This window comes from Paenibacillus sp. 37 (genome assembly GCF_008386395.1).
Taxonomy (GTDB): Bacteria; Bacillota; Bacilli; order Paenibacillales; family Paenibacillaceae; genus Paenibacillus; species Paenibacillus amylolyticus_B.
Window position 1 is genome coordinate 151,507 of the sequence record NZ_CP043762.1, and the last position, 20,089, is coordinate 171,595.

Here is a 20,089-nt window from a genome sequence, read left to right on the forward strand (position 1 = left end):
GGGACTTTTTTCATAAAACAATGACTTTCAACCCATTCCCAACTTGATTTAACGTGTTTTTTTGAAGTTTTGTTATAAATTTTCGTCACCATTCGATTTGAAACTGCAAAATTTTTAATGACAGCCTTTCCTCCATCTGTTATAAACAAATTATGACAACTATATCTAGCCATCACCTTGGAATTAAGGGAGAGAATTAAAAAGTGATTGATACAGTTGCCTCAAAACTAGAAGATGAAGCGTTTTTGTTTCAGTTGTATTCGTTAGTCCGCCAAGAAGAATTACAAAGTTGGAACTGGGAGCCAGAGGAACAAGAACTATTTTTGCGTATGCAATGGAGAGCTCAAACCATGTCTTATACGGCTTCTTACCCAGATGCCATTCGAATGATCGTTCGTGAAAATAATATCTCTGTAGGTCAAACGTATGTACTTGAACAAGGGTCCGAATGGGTGCTCATTGATATATCTCTACTTCCAGAGTATCGGAATCGGGGAATAGGTATGAGCATAATTATGGATCTACAACAGAGGGCAAGTCATGCTGGCGCAACTATTCGTTTAAGCGTACTTCCCATGAACAGGGCAATGAGGCTGTATCAGAAGCTCAACTTCGTTCCTGTACACAGCACAGGTTTATATCAACTAATGGAATGGTATCCTTTGAGAACAAATGAATCAACATCAGAATTTAGTGAGGTGAAAACGAATGAGTGAAGCTTATTTAGGTGAGATTCGGATGTTTGCGGGGAATTTTGCTCCTCTTGGATGGGCTTTGTGTAATGGACAAACAATACCCATTGCTGAAAATGAGGCTCTGTTCGTTCTACTTGGAACAACGTATGGCGGAGATGGACAAACCACGTTTGCTTTGCCTGATTTGCAAGGTAGAGTGGCTGTACATCCAAACCCTACGTTTATTCGTGGGCAAAAAGCAGGTAATGAGGCGGTTACATTAGTTTCTAATCAACTCCCTGTACATACGCATTCGGTGTACACAGCATCGGATTCCTCTACAATTACATCAACACCAAGTAATGCAACCTGGTCTAACTCACCACGAAAAATCTATTACACTTCAGATAAAGCCACTACTGTGAATATGAACACTGCAGCTGTATCTTCTGTCGGTGGAAACCAGGCTCATGACAATATGATGCCTTCAACTGTCATTTCGTTCATTATCTGTCTAGAGGGCATATTCCCGTCTCAACCTTAAAGAGAATAAAAAAATAGAGGAGGTCACCTCATGTCAGAACCATTTTTGGGCGAGATCCGATTGTTCGCCAACAACTATGCCCCTCGTAACTGGGCTTATTGCGAAGGACAAATCTTGCAGATCAACAGCAACCAAGCTCTCTACTCTTTGCTTGGCAACGTCTACGGAGGAGATGGTATCACTACTTTCGCACTTCCAGACTATCGTGGACGAGTACCGATACATGTGTCAAATACAATTCCTCTGGGCACTAAACAAGGTGAAGCAGCTCACACGTTAACCATTAATGAGATGCCGATACATAACCATCAAGTAACAGCTTCAGAAACCAATCCATCGGTGGCAACTCCACTAAATAACGTTTGGGCAGCTGTCCCGAATTCATTCGGATCCACCCCTGGACAAGAAACTATGAATTCAGGAAGTCTCTCAGGAGCCGGCGGTTCTCAACCGCATAACAATATGCAACCATACACCGTATTGAATTACGCCATTGCGATTCAGGGAATTTTCCCTTCTCGCAACTAATTAAGGAGGACATGACTTTGGCTGATGCATATATCGGTGAAATCCGAATTTTTTCTGGAAATTTCGCACCAAAAGGCTGGGCATTATGTAATGGTCAATTGATGTCAATTAACCAAAATACAGCTCTATTTTCTATACTAGGTGTACAGTATGGTGGAGATGGAAAATCGACCTTTGCTTTGCCCAATTTGATGGGTTCCGCTGTTATTCATCAAGGTTCCGGAACAGGTCTAACTCCTCGTACTGTTGGAGAAAAAGTTGGAGATGCAACTGTCACGCTAAATCAAACCGAAATCCCTGCTCATACGCACACACCTCAAGGTATTGTTGCGACAGGGAATCAAACTTCACCTAAAGATGCGTACTGGGCCCAAGCTGCCAAACCCATTCCCACAGCACCGCAGCCCCCATTGTACAATAACACACCAAGCACAGATATGACGCCTATGGCTGTAGGAGTGACTGGTTCATCTCAGCCACATAACAATATGCAACCTTTTATTACACAGACTTTTATCATATGCTTGCAAGGCGAATTTCCTTCACGTGGTTAAGGAAATAAATATAAGAAAGAGGCTGTCCATAAGGATAGCCTCTTTTCCAATAGGGATATTATAATCGGATTAATTTAAAAGTTTTAGCGTTCTTAGATTTACTACAGGGTGCGTCCATTATCCGTTGATGGGATAGGAATTTTTCCCTTGTCTGTCGAAGAGACCATAGTTTGTAAAGATGACTCTCGACCTTTTCTCCATGTCTTACTATACAGAGGATTCACCTGGAAAGAGTTTATAATCCACGTCAGAGAGTCTATGTTATTCTTTTAATACCGCACGCATAGATAACAATGAGCCATGAAGGGCTCGAACCTTCGACACCCTGATTAAAAGTCAGGTGCTCTACCAACTGAGCTAATGGCTCTTAATAAAATGGCAGGGGCAGCAGGAATTGAACCCACACCAACGGTTTTGGAGACCGTTGTTCTACCTTTAAACTATGCCCCTAAAAAATGGTAGCGGCGAAGGGGATCGAACCCCCGACCTCACGGGTATGAACCGTACGCTCTAGCCAGCTGAGCTACACCGCCTTATTATGACCCGTAGGGGATTCGAACCCCTGTTACCTCCGTGAAAGGGAGGTGTCTTAACCCCTTGACCAACGGGCCTTACTTACTCCTGATGAAGAATTTGAAGCTGCCAATTGTTCTCACCACTTAAATTCTCAAGAAAAGTCAAAAAAAATACCCCAGCGGGGTTTCGCTTGGCGGCGTCCTACTCTCCCAGGACCCTGCGGTCCAAGTACCATCGGCGCTAGAGGGCTTAACGGTCGTGTTCGGGATGGGTACGTGTGGAACCCCTCCGCCATCGCCACCAAACGCATAGCTTAGCTTACATTTCAGAGATCGTTCTCTGAAAACTAGATTCGAAACGAAACACGCGAATTATCACTTGCTAATTGGATAAGCCCTCGACCGATTAGTACTGGTCAGCTCCATGCATTGCTGCACTTCCACCCCCAGCCTATCTACCTCGTCGTCTTCAAGGGGTCTTACATACTGGGAAATCTCATCTTGAGGGGGGCTTCACGCTTAGATGCTTTCAGCGTTTATCCCGTCCGTACATAGCTACCCAGCGGTGCTCCTGGCGGAACAACTGGTACACCAGCGGTACGTCCATCCCGGTCCTCTCGTACTAAGGACAGCTCCTCTCAAATTTCCTACGCCCACGACAGATAGGGACCGAACTGTCTCACGACGTTCTGAACCCAGCTCGCGTACCGCTTTAATGGGCGAACAGCCCAACCCTTGGGACCTACTTCAGCCCCAGGATGCGATGAGCCGACATCGAGGTGCCAAACCTCCCCGTCGATGTGGACTCTTGGGGGAGATAAGCCTGTTATCCCCAGGGTAGCTTTTATCCGTTGAGCGATGGCCCTTCCATGCGGTACCACCGGATCACTAAGCCCGACTTTCGTCCCTGCTCGACTTGTAGGTCTCGCAGTCAAGCTCCCTTATGCCTTTGCACTCTTCGAATGATTTCCAACCATTCTGAGGGAACCTTTGGGCGCCTCCGTTACTCTTTAGGAGGCGACCGCCCCAGTCAAACTGCCCACCTGACACTGTCCCCGCACCGGATTACGGTACCAGGTTAGAACCTAGATACGATCAGGGTGGTATCCCAACGTTGCCTCCACACAAGCTGGCGCTCATGCTTCAAAGGCTCCCACCTATCCTGTACAGATCGTACCCAAATTCAATATCAAGCTGCAGTAAAGCTCCATGGGGTCTTTCCGTCTTGTCGCGGGTAACCTGCATCTTCACAGGTATTAAAATTTCACCGGATCTCTCGTTGAGACAGCGCCCAAGTCGTTACGCCATTCGTGCGGGTCAGAATTTACCTGACAAGGAATTTCGCTACCTTAGGACCGTTATAGTTACGGCCGCCGTTTACTGGGGCTTCGGTTCACAGCTTCGGGATTACTCCCTAACCACTCCCCTTAACCTTCCAGCACCGGGCAGGCGTCAGCCCGTATACTTCGCCTTACGGCTTCGCACAGACCTGTGTTTTTGCTAAACAGTCGCTTGGGCCTTTTCACTGCGGCCCCCTCGTGCTATTCACACTACCGGGGCACCCCTTCTCCCGAAGTTACGGGGTCATTTTGCCGAGTTCCTTAACGAGAGTTCTTCCGCGCGCCTTAGAATACTCTTCTCGCCTACCTGTGTCGGTTTGCGGTACGGGCACCATCACCTGGCTAGAGGCTTTTCTTGGCAGTGTGAGATCATGACCTTCGCTACTATAATTTTCGCTCCCCATCACAGCTCAGCCTTACAATGTGCGGATTTGCCTACACATCAGCCTTACTGCTTAGACGGACATCCATCAGTCCGCGTCACTACCCTACTGCGTCCCCCCATTGCTCATAACGGCTTACGGTGGTACAGGAATTTCGACCTGTTGTCCTTCGACTACGCCTTTCGGCCTCGCCTTAGGTCCCGACTTACCCTGAGCGGACGAGCCTTCCTCAGGAACCCTTAGGCTTTCGGCGGATCAGATTCTCACTGATCTTTTCGTTACTCATACCGGCATTCTCACTTGTATAATGTCCAGCGCTCCTTACGGTACACCTTCAACCCTTATACAACGCTCCCCTACCCCTGATGCAAAGCATCAAGCCATAGCTTCGGTGGTGTGTTTAGCCCCGTTACATTTTCGGCGCAGAGTCACTCGACCAGTGAGCTATTACGCACTCTTTCAATGGTGGCTGCTTCTAAGCCAACATCCTGGTTGTCTGTGCAACTCCACATCCTTTCCCACTTAACACACACTTGGGGACCTTAGCTGATGGTCTGGGCTGTTTCCCTTTTGACAATGGATCTTAGCACTCACTGTCTGACTCCCGGAAGTAAGTCTATGGCATTCGGAGTTTGACTGAGCTTGGTAACCCTTGCGGGCCCCGCACCCAATCAGTGCTCTACCTCCACGACTCTGTTTTCCGAGGCTAGCCCTAAAGCTATTTCGGGGAGAACCAGCTATCTCCGAGTTCGATTGGAATTTCTCCGCTACCCCCACCTCATCCCCGCATTTTTCAACATGCGTGGGTTCGGGCCTCCAGTGCGTGTTACCGCACCTTCACCCTGGACAGGGGTAGATCACCCGGTTTCGGGTCTACGTCCACGTACTATGTCGCCCTATTCAGACTCGCTTTCGCTGCGGCTCCGGCTCTTCACCTTAACCTTGCACGGGAACGTAACTCGCCGGTTCATTCTACAAAAGGCACGCCATCACCCCTAAAACGGGCTCTGACTTTTTGTAAGCACACGGTTTCAGGTTCTATTTCACTCCCCTTCCGGGGTGCTTTTCACCTTTCCCTCACGGTACTGCTTCACTATCGGTCGCTAGGAAGTATTTAGCCTTGGCAGATGGTCCTGCCGGATTCATACGGGGTTTCACGTGCCCCGCACTACTCGGGATCCGTCTCGGAGGGAACCAACTTTCAATTACAGGGCTTTTACCTTCTTTGGCGGGCCTTTCCAGACCTCTTCGCTTAACCGGTTCCTTTGTAACTCCATGTGAGACGTCCCACAACCCCAAAGAGCAAGCTCTCTGGTTTGGGCTTCTCCGCGTTCGCTCGCCGCTACTGACGGAATCACTATTGTTTTCTCTTCCTCAGGGTACTTAGATGTTTCAGTTCCCCTGGTATGCCTCTACATAACCTATGTATTCAGTTATGAGTAACTGGAAATTACCCCAGCTGGGTTTCCCCATTCGGAGACCCCCGGATCAAAGCTTGCTTACAGCTCCCCGAGGCAGTTTCGTTGTTCGCCACGTCCTTCATCGGCTCCTAGCGCCTAGGCATCCTCCGTGTGCTCTTAGTAGCTTAACCTCGTGCTCGTGTTCGACTGCTCGCTTCCCTTGTTTTGCTTGCGCAAAGCCAAAAGTCGCTCCCACTCGATACCATCGTACGTGCAATCTACCGTTTTTATTGAAACTTGTTGTACACAAGTTCAGCTAAAAAGGAATGTTCTAATTCGCGTTTGTTTCGTTTCGATATCTAGTTTTCAAAGAACAAGCTCCATGCAAAAGCAAGCTGTTTGAGAGTTTGAGCTCTCAAAACTGAGCAACGAGTGAGTGTTTTGCAGCTGAGCTGCATATTTGAATGTTTCCGTTGCAGGAAACGATTCTCCATAGAAAGGAGGTGATCCAGCCGCACCTTCCGATACGGCTACCTTGTTACGACTTCACCCCAATCATCTATCCCACCTTCGGCGGCTGGCTCCTTGCGGTTACCCCACCGACTTCGGGTGTTATAAACTCTCGTGGTGTGACGGGCGGTGTGTACAAGACCCGGGAACGTATTCACCGCGGCATGCTGATCCGCGATTACTAGCAATTCCGACTTCATGCAGGCGAGTTGCAGCCTGCAATCCGAACTGAGACCGGCTTTGTTGGGATTGGCTCCATCTCGCGATTTCGCAGCCCGTTGTACCGGCCATTGTAGTACGTGTGTAGCCCAGGTCATAAGGGGCATGATGATTTGACGTCATCCCCACCTTCCTCCGGTTTGTCACCGGCAGTCTATCTAGAGTGCCCACCCGAAGTGCTGGCAACTAAATATAAGGGTTGCGCTCGTTGCGGGACTTAACCCAACATCTCACGACACGAGCTGACGACAACCATGCACCACCTGTCTCCTCTGTCCCGAAGGAAAGGTACATCTCTGTACCGGTCAGAGGGATGTCAAGACCTGGTAAGGTTCTTCGCGTTGCTTCGAATTAAACCACATACTCCACTGCTTGTGCGGGTCCCCGTCAATTCCTTTGAGTTTCAGTCTTGCGACCGTACTCCCCAGGCGGAGTGCTTAATGTGTTAACTTCGGCACCAAGGGTATCGAAACCCCTAACACCTAGCACTCATCGTTTACGGCGTGGACTACCAGGGTATCTAATCCTGTTTGCTCCCCACGCTTTCGCGCCTCAGCGTCAGTTACAGCCCAGAGAGTCGCCTTCGCCACTGGTGTTCCTCCACATATCTACGCATTTCACCGCTACACGTGGAATTCCACTCTCCTCTTCTGCACTCAAGTCACCCAGTTTCCAGTGCGATCCGGGGTTGAGCCCCGGGATTAAACACCAGACTTAAATGACCGCCTGCGCGCGCTTTACGCCCAATAATTCCGGACAACGCTTGCCCCCTACGTATTACCGCGGCTGCTGGCACGTAGTTAGCCGGGGCTTTCTTCTCAGGTACCGTCACCTTGAGAGCAGTTACTCTCCCAAGCGTTCTTCCCTGGCAACAGAGCTTTACGATCCGAAAACCTTCATCACTCACGCGGCATTGCTCCGTCAGGCTTTCGCCCATTGCGGAAGATTCCCTACTGCTGCCTCCCGTAGGAGTCTGGGCCGTGTCTCAGTCCCAGTGTGGCCGATCACCCTCTCAGGTCGGCTACGCATCGTCGCCTTGGTGAGCCGTTACCCCACCAACTAGCTAATGCGCCGCAGGCCCATCCCCAAGTGACAGATTGCTCCGTCTTTCCAGTTCCCTTCAGGCGAAGAAAACAATTATTCGGTATTAGCTACCGTTTCCGGTAGTTGTCCCAAACTTGAGGGCAGGTTGCCTACGTGTTACTCACCCGTCCGCCGCTAAGTATCAAGGAAGCAAGCTTCCTTGATACTCCGCTCGACTTGCATGTATTAGGCATGCCGCCAGCGTTCGTCCTGAGCCAGGATCAAACTCTCCAATAAAGTATTGAAAAGAGCGATAAGCTCATTTTGAATCTGACGAGATTAAAAATCTCATTTGTGCTCCAGCTGATTCAAGCCAAGGCTTGTTTCAACTTTTGCGTTCATTCTGCAAGCAGAATGTTTACTCACTCGTTGTTCAGTTTTCAAAGATCAAACTTGTTTTGTCGACCATTTCTTGGCCGGATAAATAATATATCATGAATAGGATTTGTTTGTAAAGTCTTTTTATTTTTTTATCAGCTCTTTACGGCAGAAGATTTAATGCACCAGACTTATCCCTAATTAATATGATGTAAATTATCAGATTGCTTATTAACCATACTTCCGGCTCCAAGTATGTATATTCGTTTCTTTTAACTCCCTTGTTGAGTTATAAAGCTCATAGTACGAAATATCAAAATCCATTCCTCCAGGCAGCCCCTATGCGTGTAACGTGTATATCTATTTTTGTTAATGATAATCTACGAACATTGTTGAGATTACAATAAGTATTAGCTACTACTTAGTAAATCATATTAAATCCCCTAGTTTCATTGTTGTATTTCTCTTGTTCCGTTCTTACCGATCCAAACATTAATTCCTTCATCATCTCCAAGAGCTTCCATAACGATATAATCTATCTTAAACAAGAGTGAATGTTTAATACTAATACATAAATTAGTGCTGACTCTCTCAACAAGTAAAAATAGAATAATAGTAATATCACTTATCCATGCTTACAGGTGTATTTAAGAATGTGTCGAATATCATATGCTTATCTAGTTTAAACGATACTACTGGAGGGAACAATGAGTATAATCTTGCACGAAGTCAGAATAAAAAATTTTAGAGCGCTGAAAGATATAAAAGTTAAATTGTCCCCTCTCACGATACTAGTCGGGACGAATAATTCAGGTAAAACATCATTTTTAAAAGCATTAGAGCTTGTATTCGGGTTAGATCGCAAACTTATTCGTAAAGAAGACTTTCATGCCACTGTAGATAAACTGATAGCGACTGAACAGAGTTCTACTATAGATACTTTAATTACACCCACAGGGCAAGACTCAAAGAGAGTTCAATTTTTTGATGAAACATGGTCGAGTCACTGGGGAGCAAACGCGATACGAACGGATCAAAATGATTCAGAATACGTTGCTATTAGAACTACAATCATATTTGATGAATTAAAAAGAGACTTCTCATTGGAACAACATTTTCTATCCGATTGGAACGAGAATCCTGACGAATGGTGGACATCAACTGTTTTAGATAAAATTCCTTTAAGTATCATGGAAAAACTACCTTTGTTGTATCTAGACGCACAGAGAGATATCCATAGAGAAATGCGAAATCCTCATTCCTTTTGGGGTAAACTAATTTCCGACATTAATCTAAATGAAGATCAATTGGAACGCATCGAAGCTGATCTTCTAAGATTAAACACAGAGATTGTTAGCAACAGTACCATTTTGGCACATTTACAGCAGAATCTAAAAGAGCTAAATCTGTTTTCATCGGGAGAACACAATGGCGTTGAAATAACACCTATAGTAAGAAAGATCAGAGATATATATCGAGGTATTGACGTTCTCTTTAGTGAGCCAGGTGATGATAGCTTTCCACTTGAATATCATGGCATGGGAACAAGGAGCTGGGCAACTTTACTCGCTTTTCGTAGTTATGCTTCATGGATTGAGGGAGTTAACCAAGAAAAGAACTTACCTTTTTGGAGTATCTTAGCACTGGAGGAGCCTGAATCACACTTACATCCTCAGGCACAGAGAAACATTTTAAAACAAATGGCATCATTTAATGGTCAGAAAATAATCAGTACTCATTCACCCTACATTGCTAGCTTTGCACCATTAGAATCAATTAGGCATTTTAGCAAGCATGATTCACAAACAGCGGTTTCTGAAATTAATATGACTTCTATGCGTAGGGATGATATTCGAAAAATAAATAGAGAAGTAATGAACAGTCGCGGTGAATTACTCTTCTCAAAATGTATTATTCTTTGTGAAGGAGAAACAGAAGAACAAGCATTACCTATTTTTTTTGAGGCTCATTTCGGTTGTAACCCATTTGAACTTGGAATTAATATTATTGGGGTGGGAGGAAAAGGAAGGAAGTACCTTCCTTTTCTCCATGTTGCACAAGGATTAAATATTGATTGGCTTATTTTCTCTGATGGTGAAAAAGACGTTTTAGATCAACTTAATGAGGCTCTCTTACTCGTTGATACTAACCTTCAAGATCCTAGAGTCATTTATTTTGCGAATCATCAAAACTATGAACAATATATATTAGCTCATTATCGTGAAGAAGCGATTAGTGCTATTATTGAGTACGACGCAGTAAATGAGCAGCATAAGGCAGTATTGCAAGAAAAGGAATACTCTGATGAAGATGTTTTGACAAAACTACAAAGTGGAAAAACTAAATATGCTTCTGTACTTGCTGAAACAATTGTCACGAGAGCAGACTCAGAGCTAAAAATTCCAGAGAAAATCAGACAATTATTTCTACAAATCAAAACATAATTATAAAATGGTAGGTGATTCATTTTGGATTATATGATCTCTGGGGATCATCAAAAGGTAATAGAACATATTCATGGTCCCATATTAGTTAATGCAGGACCTCAAACCGGAATACAAACAACCTCAATAAAGAGGCTCGAACATATACTTAAGAATGTTAAAGGAAATTACAAAATTCTTATTTTAACTTACAATCGTTTATTGGCTAAACAGTTCAAAGAGAGAATATTAAAAGAATTTCAAAGTGATGATAAAGATATTTTAGAAAGATTTTTTGTCGGAACTATACATCAATTTGCAAGAGATATTGTTGAAACTCGCGGGGATATTTTAGGTCTTAAAACTAAAGAAATCGTTTTGATAGATAGTTCAGAATCAGAGAATATTCTTAAAGAAATACTCGTCACCCGTTCAAATACAAATTCACCTTCTCAAAATTTAAGTCAAACAAATAGCGTAAATGTGGTAAGAGAGATCTTATATTATATCAGTCGTCAAAAAAGAGAGCTGAAACTTCCTCTCCCCTATGATGAACACATTGATGATGATACAAGATTTTACGACTCTATTTATTATGAATATGATCTGTATTTAAAGGCTCGGTCGTTAATGGACTTTGATGATCTCATTTTACTTGCATATAGAATCATTAATGAAAAGCCTTCTATAAATCAGATTTACCAAAGAATTTTTAAATTTGCTTATATATTTGAAGCACAGGACTTAACTTATGCATCTTACCAATTTTTGCAAACATTATATCCTAAACATAACAGTAATATTATGCTCGTTGGTGATAAAAACCAAGCCATATATTCTTTTACAGGTGCTAGTACCTCTTTTATGGAACAATTCGAAACCTATTATGACCCGACTGTTGTTATACTAAAAAATAATTTCCGTTCCTCATCCGAGATTGCATCTCTTGCAGATAAGTTAATTTCAAAATCAAGTTTTTCATCCAGCTCTTTAAAAAATGGCTCGGTGATTATTAAAGAACTAGAAAATGAGGAGAAAGAAGCAATATGGATTGCAGATAATATTTCAAAATTGGTGAGACAAGAACCTTCTGAAATAAATGAGAAGATACATTGGGACAAAATTGCTGTAATTGCAAGAAACCGTTCATCTCTTCGAAGAATCGAAAAGCAATTCTCAGAAGATAATATACCCTTTATCAACAAAACATTTGGTATATTAGAGAGCGAATCAACTATTATGCAAGTATTTGAATCTGGTTTTAGACTCTTGATTAATCACAATGATAGGTATTATCTTGACCTCTTTCAAAGTTTAATTGGGGTGGAAAATAAAAATACGATCAATTACAACAGCACTGAAAACGGAATTGCTTTACTTAAACATTTCGATTCATTAGTCGGCAAGGAATGGAAAAAGAACTATAAAGCATTATTAGATGCATGGTCATATTTATGGGGACCTGATATGAATTTTTCAGATGCAATACTCGTTTTAGAAAAGTACTTCATGTCTGAAAAACCTGTTGCAAGTGTAGAGGAAACAAACGTGTTTATGAGTGATCTAAAAATGTGGCGAGATAATTGGAATACGTATATTCGGGATACCAATGAATACAGTTTGATTTCGTTTAAGAACAAATTCACCTCCTTATCAAGAACAACCGGTTCCGGTGGTGTTAGATTACTGACTGCGCATTCTTCACAAGGTTTAGAGTTTGATGTCGTGCATGTACTCGGAATAAATGAAGGAGTCTTCCCGATGAACGAACTTACAGTAGAAGAAGACAGACGCGTATTATATGTAGCCATAAGTCGTGCTAAAAAACTTTTGTATCTATCTTATATCAAGTCAAGTTCATTAAAAATGGGTGCTAGGTATAGACAACCTTCCCGATTCCTTAAAGAGATGAAATTATTATAGATGGTAAATGTGAGTGTTTTAAAATTCAGGGATTTTGTTCTCAAAATGGTGCATAGACCTCACCCTTTTGAACTAATATTATTTCCTTTAGGTTAAAACCAAGGTCCGTACCAACGCTAAAAGCGCCGGAGATTTTCCCCGACGCTTTTTTACGTTCGACATAGGAATCGTTAATGAGAAGCAGAGTGGAGTAAAATTCTGGAGATCCAATATCCATTCTTGATAACTAAGGGTGCCTACCATTTTAAATGGTAGAATGAATGGTTATGCCGGAATAAATTAAGGAACTACTATTTCAAAGACCATTACATAGAAAATCGAAACCTACACTCACTTAGGAAATCATATCGGAGTGTTGACTCCTGAAGGAGATCCACATCAAAGGCGTTACATAAAAAAAGCAACTGAAATAAGCGAAAAAAGTAAGCCACTCCCTTGTGGTAGGCGTTGTTAAATATCATTTTTTTATAATCGTGTAATTCGTATTAATTAAAATCGTAATTAAACCCTTATTTTTCATGGCCACCGACAGCCATTCATTAGCTTGCCTTGTTTCACCTACAAATTCAATTAACCAAACGGAGTACGGCATAACCCGCTCATTAAATTCTTAGACATAACAGATATTTCAATTTAGGCACTCCATACGGAGTGAGACGCTTTAATATGGATACATATCATCTAGAGAGGGATTTCAATCCACGCACTCCATACAGAGTGCGACCGCTTCGCTGACGACATGGAGCAGCGCTTGCAAATTTCAATCCACGCACTCCATACAGAATGCGACGGTACATCAAAGGGCTGGAAGACAGCAACATCAATATTTCAATCCACGCACTCCATACAGAGTGCGACAGCTCCTGTAGCTGAAACAGCGGTCGCCACAACAATTTCAATCCACGCACTCCATACAGAGTGCGACGGTTGATACAGATTGAAGTCACCCGGCACGCTCCAATTTCAATCCACGCACTCCATACAGAGTGCGACGACCAGCTGAGCCACCCGATCCCCTCTGAAAATATATTTCAATCCACGCACTCCATACAGAGTGCGACGCCATCATTTACAGATGATCCATCAGTCCAAAGATATTTCAATCCACGCACTCCATACAGAGTGCGACGAATGTCGATACGCCTTTATTTGCGATGTTTTCGAATTTCAATCCACGCACTCCATACAGAGTGCGACGCTCACACCATATCCAGCAGCTTCACCAATAGTGCATTTCAATCCACGCACTCCATACAGAGTGCGACACTAACCGATTGTCAGCGACAATACAAAAGGTGAAATTTCAATCCACGCACTCCATACAGAGTGCGACTGTTTGTCACATGGATCAACTGCCCTGAGTGTGGTATTTCAATCCACGCACTCCATACAGAGTGCGACCGGATCCCTAGCAGCGCAAGCAAGTGATGCAGACCATTTCAATCCACGCACTCCATACAGAGTGCGACTATCCCAATTGGTCTATTGGTCAGTCCCAATCAGAAATTTCAATCCACGCACTCCATACAGAGTGCGACCAATACAACGCAATGCAGGATGCATTTAATAAAATATTTCAATCCACGCACTCCATACAGAGTGCGACACGGGAAATGTGAATACCAATGTTCAAAATACAGTATTTCAATCCACGCACTCCATACAGAGTGCGACCATCTGGCACGGCACATAATATGATACGGATTTTATTTCAATCCACGCACTCCATACAGAGTGCGACGTACAACGAATTGGCAGCGCGCAATAAGGAGTATTTCAATCCACGCACTCCATACAGAGTGCGACTGTGTATCATTATCTCCTCGTATTGACCGTCTTCAAATTTCAATCCACGCACTCCATACAGAGTGCGACGAGTGGCACGAGGAACGGGTACGGTGGGCGAAGATATTTCAATCCACGCACTCCATACAGAGTGCGACAGCGAAAAGTGACGTAATAACTATATTTCAAGAATAGCTATTAACGTATTTTCGATATTTCTACTTATTCAAAACTGTTACTAAAAATTTTTAGCCTTAAATCATTGCCAAAAGGTCACAAAAATGACCTTTTCGACAATTTTCGAGGTGCGAATCCCCCAGGAAAATCATGTGAGCTTGGCATTCGCACCTGCTACAGTATTAATGGATCCCCCATATCATAGGAATCTTTCGCTCCTACATGTTGGACTTTACTTTTGTAATTATCACCTAAGTTATAAAATCGAAGACTATCTGTATCCTTATCAATCAATTCTTCTAGTTCGAATCTTAATCGTCTAAATTGGGCAGCATCCAGTATACATTCAAACACCGAGTTTTGCACTCGCTGACCGTGATCCACACACTTTTTCGCCACTTTAGATAGTCTTCTTCGGCCTTCACTATCTATCGTGCTCACATCATAGGTAATCAAAATAAGCAATCATCACACCTACTTCCACAGAAACGGGGGATACTCATCCAGATCCCCACGTATATATCTTGCCAGTAGTAACGCTTGAGTGTATGGTACAAGACCCCAAGGTATTTTCTCATTCAAATACGGATGCATAATCTTTTCCTGTTTGCGTTCCTGCCATACTTTTAACACTTTCTTTCTCGTCTCATCATCCATAATCACTGCGAGATTTTCTTTCACATAAAAACCTTTATCGTTAACTACCTTTTTATTAATGAGAGAAAGTACAAATCGGTCTGCGTACACTCCTCGAAGTTCCTCCATCATATCCAGTGCAAGTGAAGCTCTGCCAGGACGATCTCGATGCAAAAAACCAACGTAAGCATCAAGTCCGACAGATTCAAGCGCAGACTTCATATCATTAGCGAGCAAGGTATAAGCAAAGGATAATAGTGCATTCACTTTATCCAGCGGAGGACGTCGGCTACGTCCATAAAAATAAAACGATTCTTTTTGCTGTAGAATCAGATCATCGAACACAGAGTTATATTGTACGGCAGCGGATCCTTCCAATCCGCGCAATATATCCAATTGCTCCACCTCGCGCAACAGCTTCATCGTTTCTCCTAGCGACTCCGTGACCTTCTTGATTCGTTCTGTGTTAATGCGTAGCGCATAATCTCGTGTCGCACGTTCCAAAATCCACTTGGTGTTATACAACTTTCCTGTAATCATATTACGAGCAACCCGCGCACTGCGCTCCTCATTGTCCGATATGCGGTACTGTTCTTTACGAAGGACCACATTTCCTCGATCCTCACCAATGACACGTGCGAGAAATCGCCCCGTTCGTGTCATAAACGTCAAACTTACATTTCGTGAAGCACAAGCCCCCATCAATGCTGGACTTACTCCAGCATAGCCAAAGGTACAAACGGCCTCCAAATTATGCAGCGGATAGCGAGCAAGAATTTCTTCCTCCTGCTTCACCACAATGTTTTCCCCATCCAGTCCAAGGTATGTATCGGGTAATGTCACAAATAAGGTGTTCAGCAGCTTTTTCATTCATTCAACCTGCTTTCGATGTAACTTGAAACAGAGCGTTTGTTCAAGATATCAGGCACACATATATTGTTCAAAGAACAACTTAGGCAGTGTGGTCCTGCTTTGGCTTTGGGTGTATGGTTCCGTTCAAAATAATGTCTCATCTCTTGAATACTTGCCTTCACTCGTTCCCGATCTGCCGCAGTAATGATGAATTCAACCCTATGTTTGATCTCGTCATAATAAAAATAGGCCTTGGGAATATCACATACGAGCATTTCTTCGAGACATATGACTTGTGCTACCAATTGGGAGTGATCCGAATCATTTCGTTTGGGCTTCCCACGTTTGTATTCAACAGGATAAGGAAGGTATAACCCTTCCTCTCCTGCAAGTGGAACTCCAGATGGATCACGAATGAATTCAACCACATCACAGATGCCTGTGATCCCAAGTTCCCTTGATTGCACCGGAAGCGCACGAACCACCAGTTTATCGCCTCGTTTCTCACGAAGCGCTGGTTGATCTGCTTTTCGATGCAGATGATCACCCTCAATGGTGCGCACGTTGTCTTCCCACTGCTGTTCGATATGAATTAATGCCCACTGCCTTCTGCAAAAGTTAAAATGCTGAATACCCGAAAGCAGCAGATAGTCCTCTTCGTTATAGTCCTTCATATTCTTGGACTGCCAAGCCTTCCAGTGGCACCACCGTATAGTTATAATCATCGTAGGACTTTGCTTCTGCTACGTCTGGCTTCAATTCAATTTGCAGAGAACGATGTACTTTCGCAGATGAATATTGCCCCATCTTGGAACTATGCTCCCACCAATACAGTTGGTGCACCTCCATACTACCGTCAGGACGGGCAGAAGACGTATCATTTTCAAATAACGTTCTCAGTGATTCACGAATTTTCTCTGCGTCTTCATAAGTAAAGCCGGTCTTCTCAGCCAGTTGCGTGTTGATACTGCCATAGAATACATATACTCCAAAATCTACGCGATGCTTCATGCCCATCGTATCCGATCCTTTTTTGTCCGGATCTTTAGCCGTTGTGACCGAGTTTACACTCTTCGTAATCTGCATGCTGGAAATATCAATCCGATCCAAGCTTACCGCAGTATGGATGGATACTGGACCCCGAATACCCACAGAGACATCGGTACCGCTAAAAGCAAATACTTGTCCAAAGCTACGTACGTCTATCCAGGATTGACAAGCAGCCTCCGCATACAGATCTTTGTTTGCCTTCTTGCCTTTGGCATGTTCTTGCACATTCTCATTGGCATCAACACGATCTTTAATAGAACGGTGACTATCATTACGTTTTTCATCGGATTGTACGAGAATGGACTCTCCCATATCCTGCAGACGGTTACGAATTTTACGTTTGATACATACATCCGAGATTTCCCCTAAACCATCATAGTTCTGACGAGGGCGGTTTCCATTCAATGGATCACCATTCGGGTTGGCATTACGAACAGACAGTACAACAGCAAAATCGATTTTGTGATCAAGTATACTCATTTAGTTATCCCCTTGTTCGTTCAATTGGTTTTCATCGTCTTTATCAAGTGCAACCGCGGCTTCTTTATCTTTTCTACTTGTATATAAATCGTTACGCTGACTATAAAATCCTAATAAGTATAATCCCGTGAGTGGCTTGTCTGTAAAATCTTCTAATTGAAGTTTGGCTCCAACTTCATCTAGCAACGAATTATAATATCTGGCACTCGTCCCCATTCGCGCTTGGTAAGGTTGGAGATTAGATTGAATAATGCTCCAAGTTCTGCCTGGTCGTTGCGCAAAGGCGTTCATATATCGAATGGCATTTGTTGCTCGTTTTTCCTCTTTTCCCAGAGCACTTCTCTCTAATACATCTGCAATGGCAAGCATTCTGCCAAATAAGTAGCTACGATCCGTTGTTTCGGTATTCAGACTCACTCCGTACCCCTCCTTCTTATTAACAAGTGCGCAAGTAATACTCAGCGTTTTCTCCCATTCCCAATTTTCCATGCCTACCGGGTTGGATGCACGTTGGATAGAACTGCGAACAATATCCAGCGGAATGGGACGTTGATCAATGATGCATGGAAGCATCCGCTCCATGAGTCCTTTAACTACCTTGTCACTGGCTCGTGGGCCATAGGCTGCAAAAGCAATGTCTTTCGTCGCGGGCGCTCCAATAAACGAGACGGGTTTGTCGTTTTTATTTTTACGATAGCGATGTATCCAGTAACAACTCTCATGCCAAGCTGTTATCCGGTCCAGATACTCGTTCTGATCTAAACTCCGATAAAACATAATCGACATTCGTCCTGGTGTGGCCGCATCCAGTGTCATCAAAGTCACTTCATGCTTGGAGTTATACTCCCCATCGTATCGAAAGCCACCAATCGCCTTCCTGATTTGCAAGGCAAAATCCTTATGTGTTGTATCTCCACCAGCAAGAGCTTCCTGATCATCTTCATCTTCCCATAAACTAAAAGAATCTTCTTGAGGTTCTGGCATATCCAGACTTGTACTACCCCACACCAGAAAAACTTTGCCGTCTATAGTGGTTCCTTGTCGATCAATAAGCCACTTCAGCGCGTTATGGCCTTTCTGTGAAGCTTCGTAGCTGACTACTGCTGCATCACGACTGGTACGAAAACGTCCCCGATACGTAAATCCACTTGAGTCGTTGGCGGAGATCAACTTGGACTTGTCCCCTGAGTGACGTATGCGAGAAGCATGTTTATCAGCAACTGGTAGGTAATCTCCAGTCACGAAACAGATATCCTTGTCCTGCAAACTCATCTCGTAGAACTGGATAAATGATTGTTGCACCGAAGCATCCCGCCATAGTCTGGATTCGGGTTCTCCTGGAATATTTACAGCAAATCGGACAAATGCACCACTCTGATCCGAAGCAATGACATTGAAGATGTCAGGCTTTTTCCCTTCCTGGTCGCCAGGCCCTGCGATCCACTTCTCCAGCAGCTTACCTTGGCTATCCACATGAAGTATGCCTCTGCTTACTAAATCAGCGATGAGTGTGCCTTTGCTGACATAGTGAAGCACACTCTGTACTCTAGGGTGACTAAAGGGAGATTCGCACCAAGCTTTCAGTTGGATCAAATAATCTTGATACGGTGTTCCTTTGGCTTCTCCGCAGAACTGAGTGTAATCTCCTGCAACATAGGCTAACTTGTCAAAAAGCGGATACGGTACAGGCGCACTCGTTCGACTTGCGGAAGCTTCGGTGCAAGGGATAATCGTGCTGCCATCATTCTTTTCTACTACTTTGGCATTTACGATATCTCCTTTTTCATTCAGATGCACTTCAATATGCGCGGTCTGGGTTGTGTGCGAGATTGGAATCAAGGCGTATTCCTTGCCGCTTTTCTTCATTTCAAATTGCCCTACGACATCGGCATGATCATCATACGTTTTGCATAAATTAGCAAGCCAGCTCATTTACTCACCTCATTATCGAACCATTCCGAGTGTAAATCATCAACAGACTGCATATTCTCTGAGCCAAATATTTTAGCTGTACCTTCTCCCGCTTTGCGTATCAATGTGCATTCATCCGGACGGATAAAACGAATCACTCCATGCTGCATTTTCGCTTTCCACAGGCGGACCTCTCGCTCATTGCTTCCTGTTTCATCCGGGTAACTGATTCCATGTAGCATTGTGCCAAAATCAAGCTCACCTATACGATCATAGAAGCTCTCTTCTTCACCAAAATGGCATGGTTCGACGTAGCCCTGACATTCACGAGTTCCCAAGAAAATATCTCTTCGTCCTCCAACCTGGACAGCTCGTTTAGCGATATTGTGGTGTTTGTGTTCGTTCTGGTCATGTACCAGATCTTCACGATGAGGATTAAATTCAAAATGAGCCTTCACCTGATATCGAACATCTCTTAAATAGGTGTAATAGGCCAGTGTATTGCCCCCGCTGTATTCAATCGGACGCATGCCCTTCGATTCCGTTTGAATTGGATTCATGATGCGGACTTCGTCTATAATCCAGATCAGCGTCGGCTTCCAGTAAATGGATTCCACGATCCCTTTGAGAGCTTGATATGTAGGAATCTGATAAGAGAATTTTTCTCCTCCAAGTTTCGTGAGCGGATCAGTGAATAGCGCATATTTTCCCGAAACCTCAAATTCGATTTGATTTCTCAACGTTTCAGCTCCTTTCTATGGGGTTTAGGAGGGAGAAGCATATG

12 protein-coding genes, 4 tRNA genes, 3 rRNA genes and 1 CRISPR repeat array are annotated in these 20,089 nt (G+C 43.8%); of the genes, 6 read left to right on the forward strand and 13 right to left on the reverse strand.

Annotated elements, in window-relative coordinates; all coding sequences use genetic code 11:
• Positions 1-203 precede the first annotated feature (203 nt).
• From F0220_RS30785 to F0220_RS30800, 4 genes are read left to right on the forward strand one after another with little or no spacing between them, the layout of a single operon-like run.
• Entirely contained in the window at positions 204-716 is a 513-nt protein-coding gene (locus tag F0220_RS30785) for a GNAT family N-acetyltransferase (protein ID WP_149847015.1), read from the forward strand.
• Positions 709-1,218, forward strand: coding sequence for a phage tail protein (locus F0220_RS30790; RefSeq protein WP_149847016.1), 510 nt, complete (start codon positions 709-711; stop codon positions 1,216-1,218). The genes F0220_RS30785 and F0220_RS30790 overlap by 8 nt, the downstream gene beginning before the upstream one ends.
• Positions 1,219-1,248: 30 nt before the next feature.
• Positions 1,249-1,746, forward strand: a complete 498-nt coding sequence (locus F0220_RS30795) for a phage tail protein (RefSeq protein ID WP_100529038.1) — start codon at positions 1,249-1,251, stop codon at positions 1,744-1,746.
• Positions 1,747-1,763: 17 nt separating this feature from the next.
• Entirely contained in the window at positions 1,764-2,300 is a 537-nt protein-coding gene (locus F0220_RS30800) for a phage tail protein (protein WP_149847017.1), read from the forward strand.
• Between the two features lie 294 nt (positions 2,301-2,594).
• Here F0220_RS30800 and F0220_RS30805 read toward each other — a convergent pair.
• From F0220_RS30805 to F0220_RS30835, 7 genes are all read right to left on the reverse strand, one after another.
• Positions 2,595-2,667 (reverse strand) — tRNA-Lys (locus F0220_RS30805).
• Positions 2,668-2,676: 9 nt separating this feature from the next.
• Positions 2,677-2,750 (reverse strand) — tRNA-Trp (locus tag F0220_RS30810).
• A gap of 6 nt (positions 2,751-2,756) precedes the next feature.
• Positions 2,757-2,833 (reverse strand) — tRNA-Met (locus F0220_RS30815).
• A 6-nt stretch (positions 2,834-2,839) separates the two neighbouring features.
• Positions 2,840-2,911, reverse strand: a tRNA-Glu gene (locus F0220_RS30820).
• A 93-nt stretch (positions 2,912-3,004) separates the two neighbouring features.
• Positions 3,005-3,121, reverse strand: a 5S ribosomal RNA gene (gene rrf / locus F0220_RS30825).
• 80 nt (positions 3,122-3,201) lie between these two features.
• Positions 3,202-6,129: ribosomal RNA gene (locus F0220_RS30830) — 23S ribosomal RNA — on the reverse strand.
• 305 nt (positions 6,130-6,434) lie between these two features.
• A 16S ribosomal RNA gene (locus F0220_RS30835) occupies positions 6,435-7,987 on the reverse strand.
• The 16S, 23S and 5S rRNA genes sit together here with 4 tRNA genes alongside, the layout of an rRNA operon.
• A 788-nt stretch (positions 7,988-8,775) precedes the next feature.
• Here F0220_RS30835 and F0220_RS30840 point away from each other — a divergent pair.
• Together F0220_RS30840 and F0220_RS30845 are read left to right on the forward strand one after the other, a co-directional pair.
• Complete coding sequence (locus F0220_RS30840; protein ID WP_149847018.1) at positions 8,776-10,512, forward strand: ATP-dependent nuclease; 1,737 nt, start codon at positions 8,776-8,778, stop codon at positions 10,510-10,512.
• Positions 10,513-10,545: 33 nt separating this feature from the next.
• Positions 10,546-12,414 (forward strand): ATP-dependent helicase, encoded by a 1,869-nt coding sequence (locus tag F0220_RS30845; RefSeq protein WP_223200062.1) that lies wholly within the window; start codon positions 10,546-10,548, stop codon positions 12,412-12,414.
• Positions 12,415-13,039: 625 nt separating this feature from the next.
• A CRISPR array of direct repeats spans positions 13,040-14,357; the repeat unit is 33 nt; unit sequence ATTTCAATCCACGCACTCCATACAGAGTGCGAC.
• Positions 14,358-14,550: 193 nt separating this feature from the next.
• Here F0220_RS30845 and cas2 read toward each other — a convergent pair.
• From cas2 to cas5c, 6 genes are read right to left on the reverse strand one after another with little or no spacing between them, the layout of a single operon-like run.
• Positions 14,551-14,841: a CRISPR-associated endonuclease Cas2 gene (gene cas2 / locus F0220_RS30850; protein ID WP_026081267.1), complete on the reverse strand. Its 291-nt coding sequence runs from the start codon at positions 14,839-14,841 to the stop codon at positions 14,551-14,553.
• Between the two features lie 9 nt (positions 14,842-14,850).
• Positions 14,851-15,882: a type I-C CRISPR-associated endonuclease Cas1c gene (cas1c, locus tag F0220_RS30855; protein WP_149847019.1), complete on the reverse strand. Its 1,032-nt coding sequence runs from the start codon at positions 15,880-15,882 to the stop codon at positions 14,851-14,853.
• The gene (gene cas4, locus F0220_RS30860) at positions 15,879-16,538 is read right to left on the reverse strand and encodes a CRISPR-associated protein Cas4 (RefSeq protein ID WP_149847020.1); all 660 of its coding nucleotides are present in this window, start codon (positions 16,536-16,538) and stop codon (positions 15,879-15,881) included. The genes cas1c and cas4 overlap by 4 nt, the downstream gene beginning before the upstream one ends.
• The gene (cas7c, locus tag F0220_RS30865) at positions 16,525-17,394 is read right to left on the reverse strand and encodes a type I-C CRISPR-associated protein Cas7/Csd2 (RefSeq protein ID WP_149847021.1); all 870 of its coding nucleotides are present in this window, start codon (positions 17,392-17,394) and stop codon (positions 16,525-16,527) included. The genes cas4 and cas7c overlap by 14 nt, the downstream gene beginning before the upstream one ends.
• Positions 17,395-19,326 carry a type I-C CRISPR-associated protein Cas8c/Csd1 gene (cas8c, locus tag F0220_RS30870; RefSeq protein WP_149847022.1) on the reverse strand — a complete coding sequence of 644 codons (1,932 nt, stop codon included), beginning with the start codon at positions 19,324-19,326 and terminating at the stop codon, positions 17,395-17,397.
• Positions 19,323-20,045 (reverse strand): type I-C CRISPR-associated protein Cas5c, encoded by a 723-nt coding sequence (gene cas5c, locus F0220_RS30875; protein WP_149847023.1) that lies wholly within the window; start codon positions 20,043-20,045, stop codon positions 19,323-19,325. Before cas5c ends, cas8c begins: the two co-directional genes overlap by 4 nt.
• Positions 20,046-20,089 lie beyond the last annotated feature (44 nt).

What these genes read in the sequence shown, in the direction of transcription:
- cas1c (WP_149847019.1), bottom strand. Translation starts at nt 15,882, where the DNA reads ATGAAAAAGCTGCTGAACACCTTATTTGTGACATTACCCGATACATAC.
- cas8c (WP_149847022.1), bottom strand. Translation starts at nt 19,326, where the DNA reads ATGAGCTGGCTTGCTAATTTATGCAAAACGTATGATGATCATGCCGAT.
- F0220_RS30845 (WP_223200062.1), top strand. Translation starts at nt 10,546, where the DNA reads ATGATCTCTGGGGATCATCAAAAGGTAATAGAACATATTCATGGTCCC.
- F0220_RS30840 (WP_149847018.1), top strand. Translation starts at nt 8,776, where the DNA reads ATGAGTATAATCTTGCACGAAGTCAGAATAAAAAATTTTAGAGCGCTG.
- F0220_RS30795 (WP_100529038.1), top strand. Translation starts at nt 1,249, where the DNA reads ATGTCAGAACCATTTTTGGGCGAGATCCGATTGTTCGCCAACAACTAT.
- cas7c (WP_149847021.1), bottom strand. Translation starts at nt 17,394, where the DNA reads ATGAGTATACTTGATCACAAAATCGATTTTGCTGTTGTACTGTCTGTT.
- cas4 (WP_149847020.1), bottom strand. Translation starts at nt 16,538, where the DNA reads ATGAAGGACTATAACGAAGAGGACTATCTGCTGCTTTCGGGTATTCAG.
- F0220_RS30790 (WP_149847016.1), top strand. Translation starts at nt 709, where the DNA reads ATGAGTGAAGCTTATTTAGGTGAGATTCGGATGTTTGCGGGGAATTTT.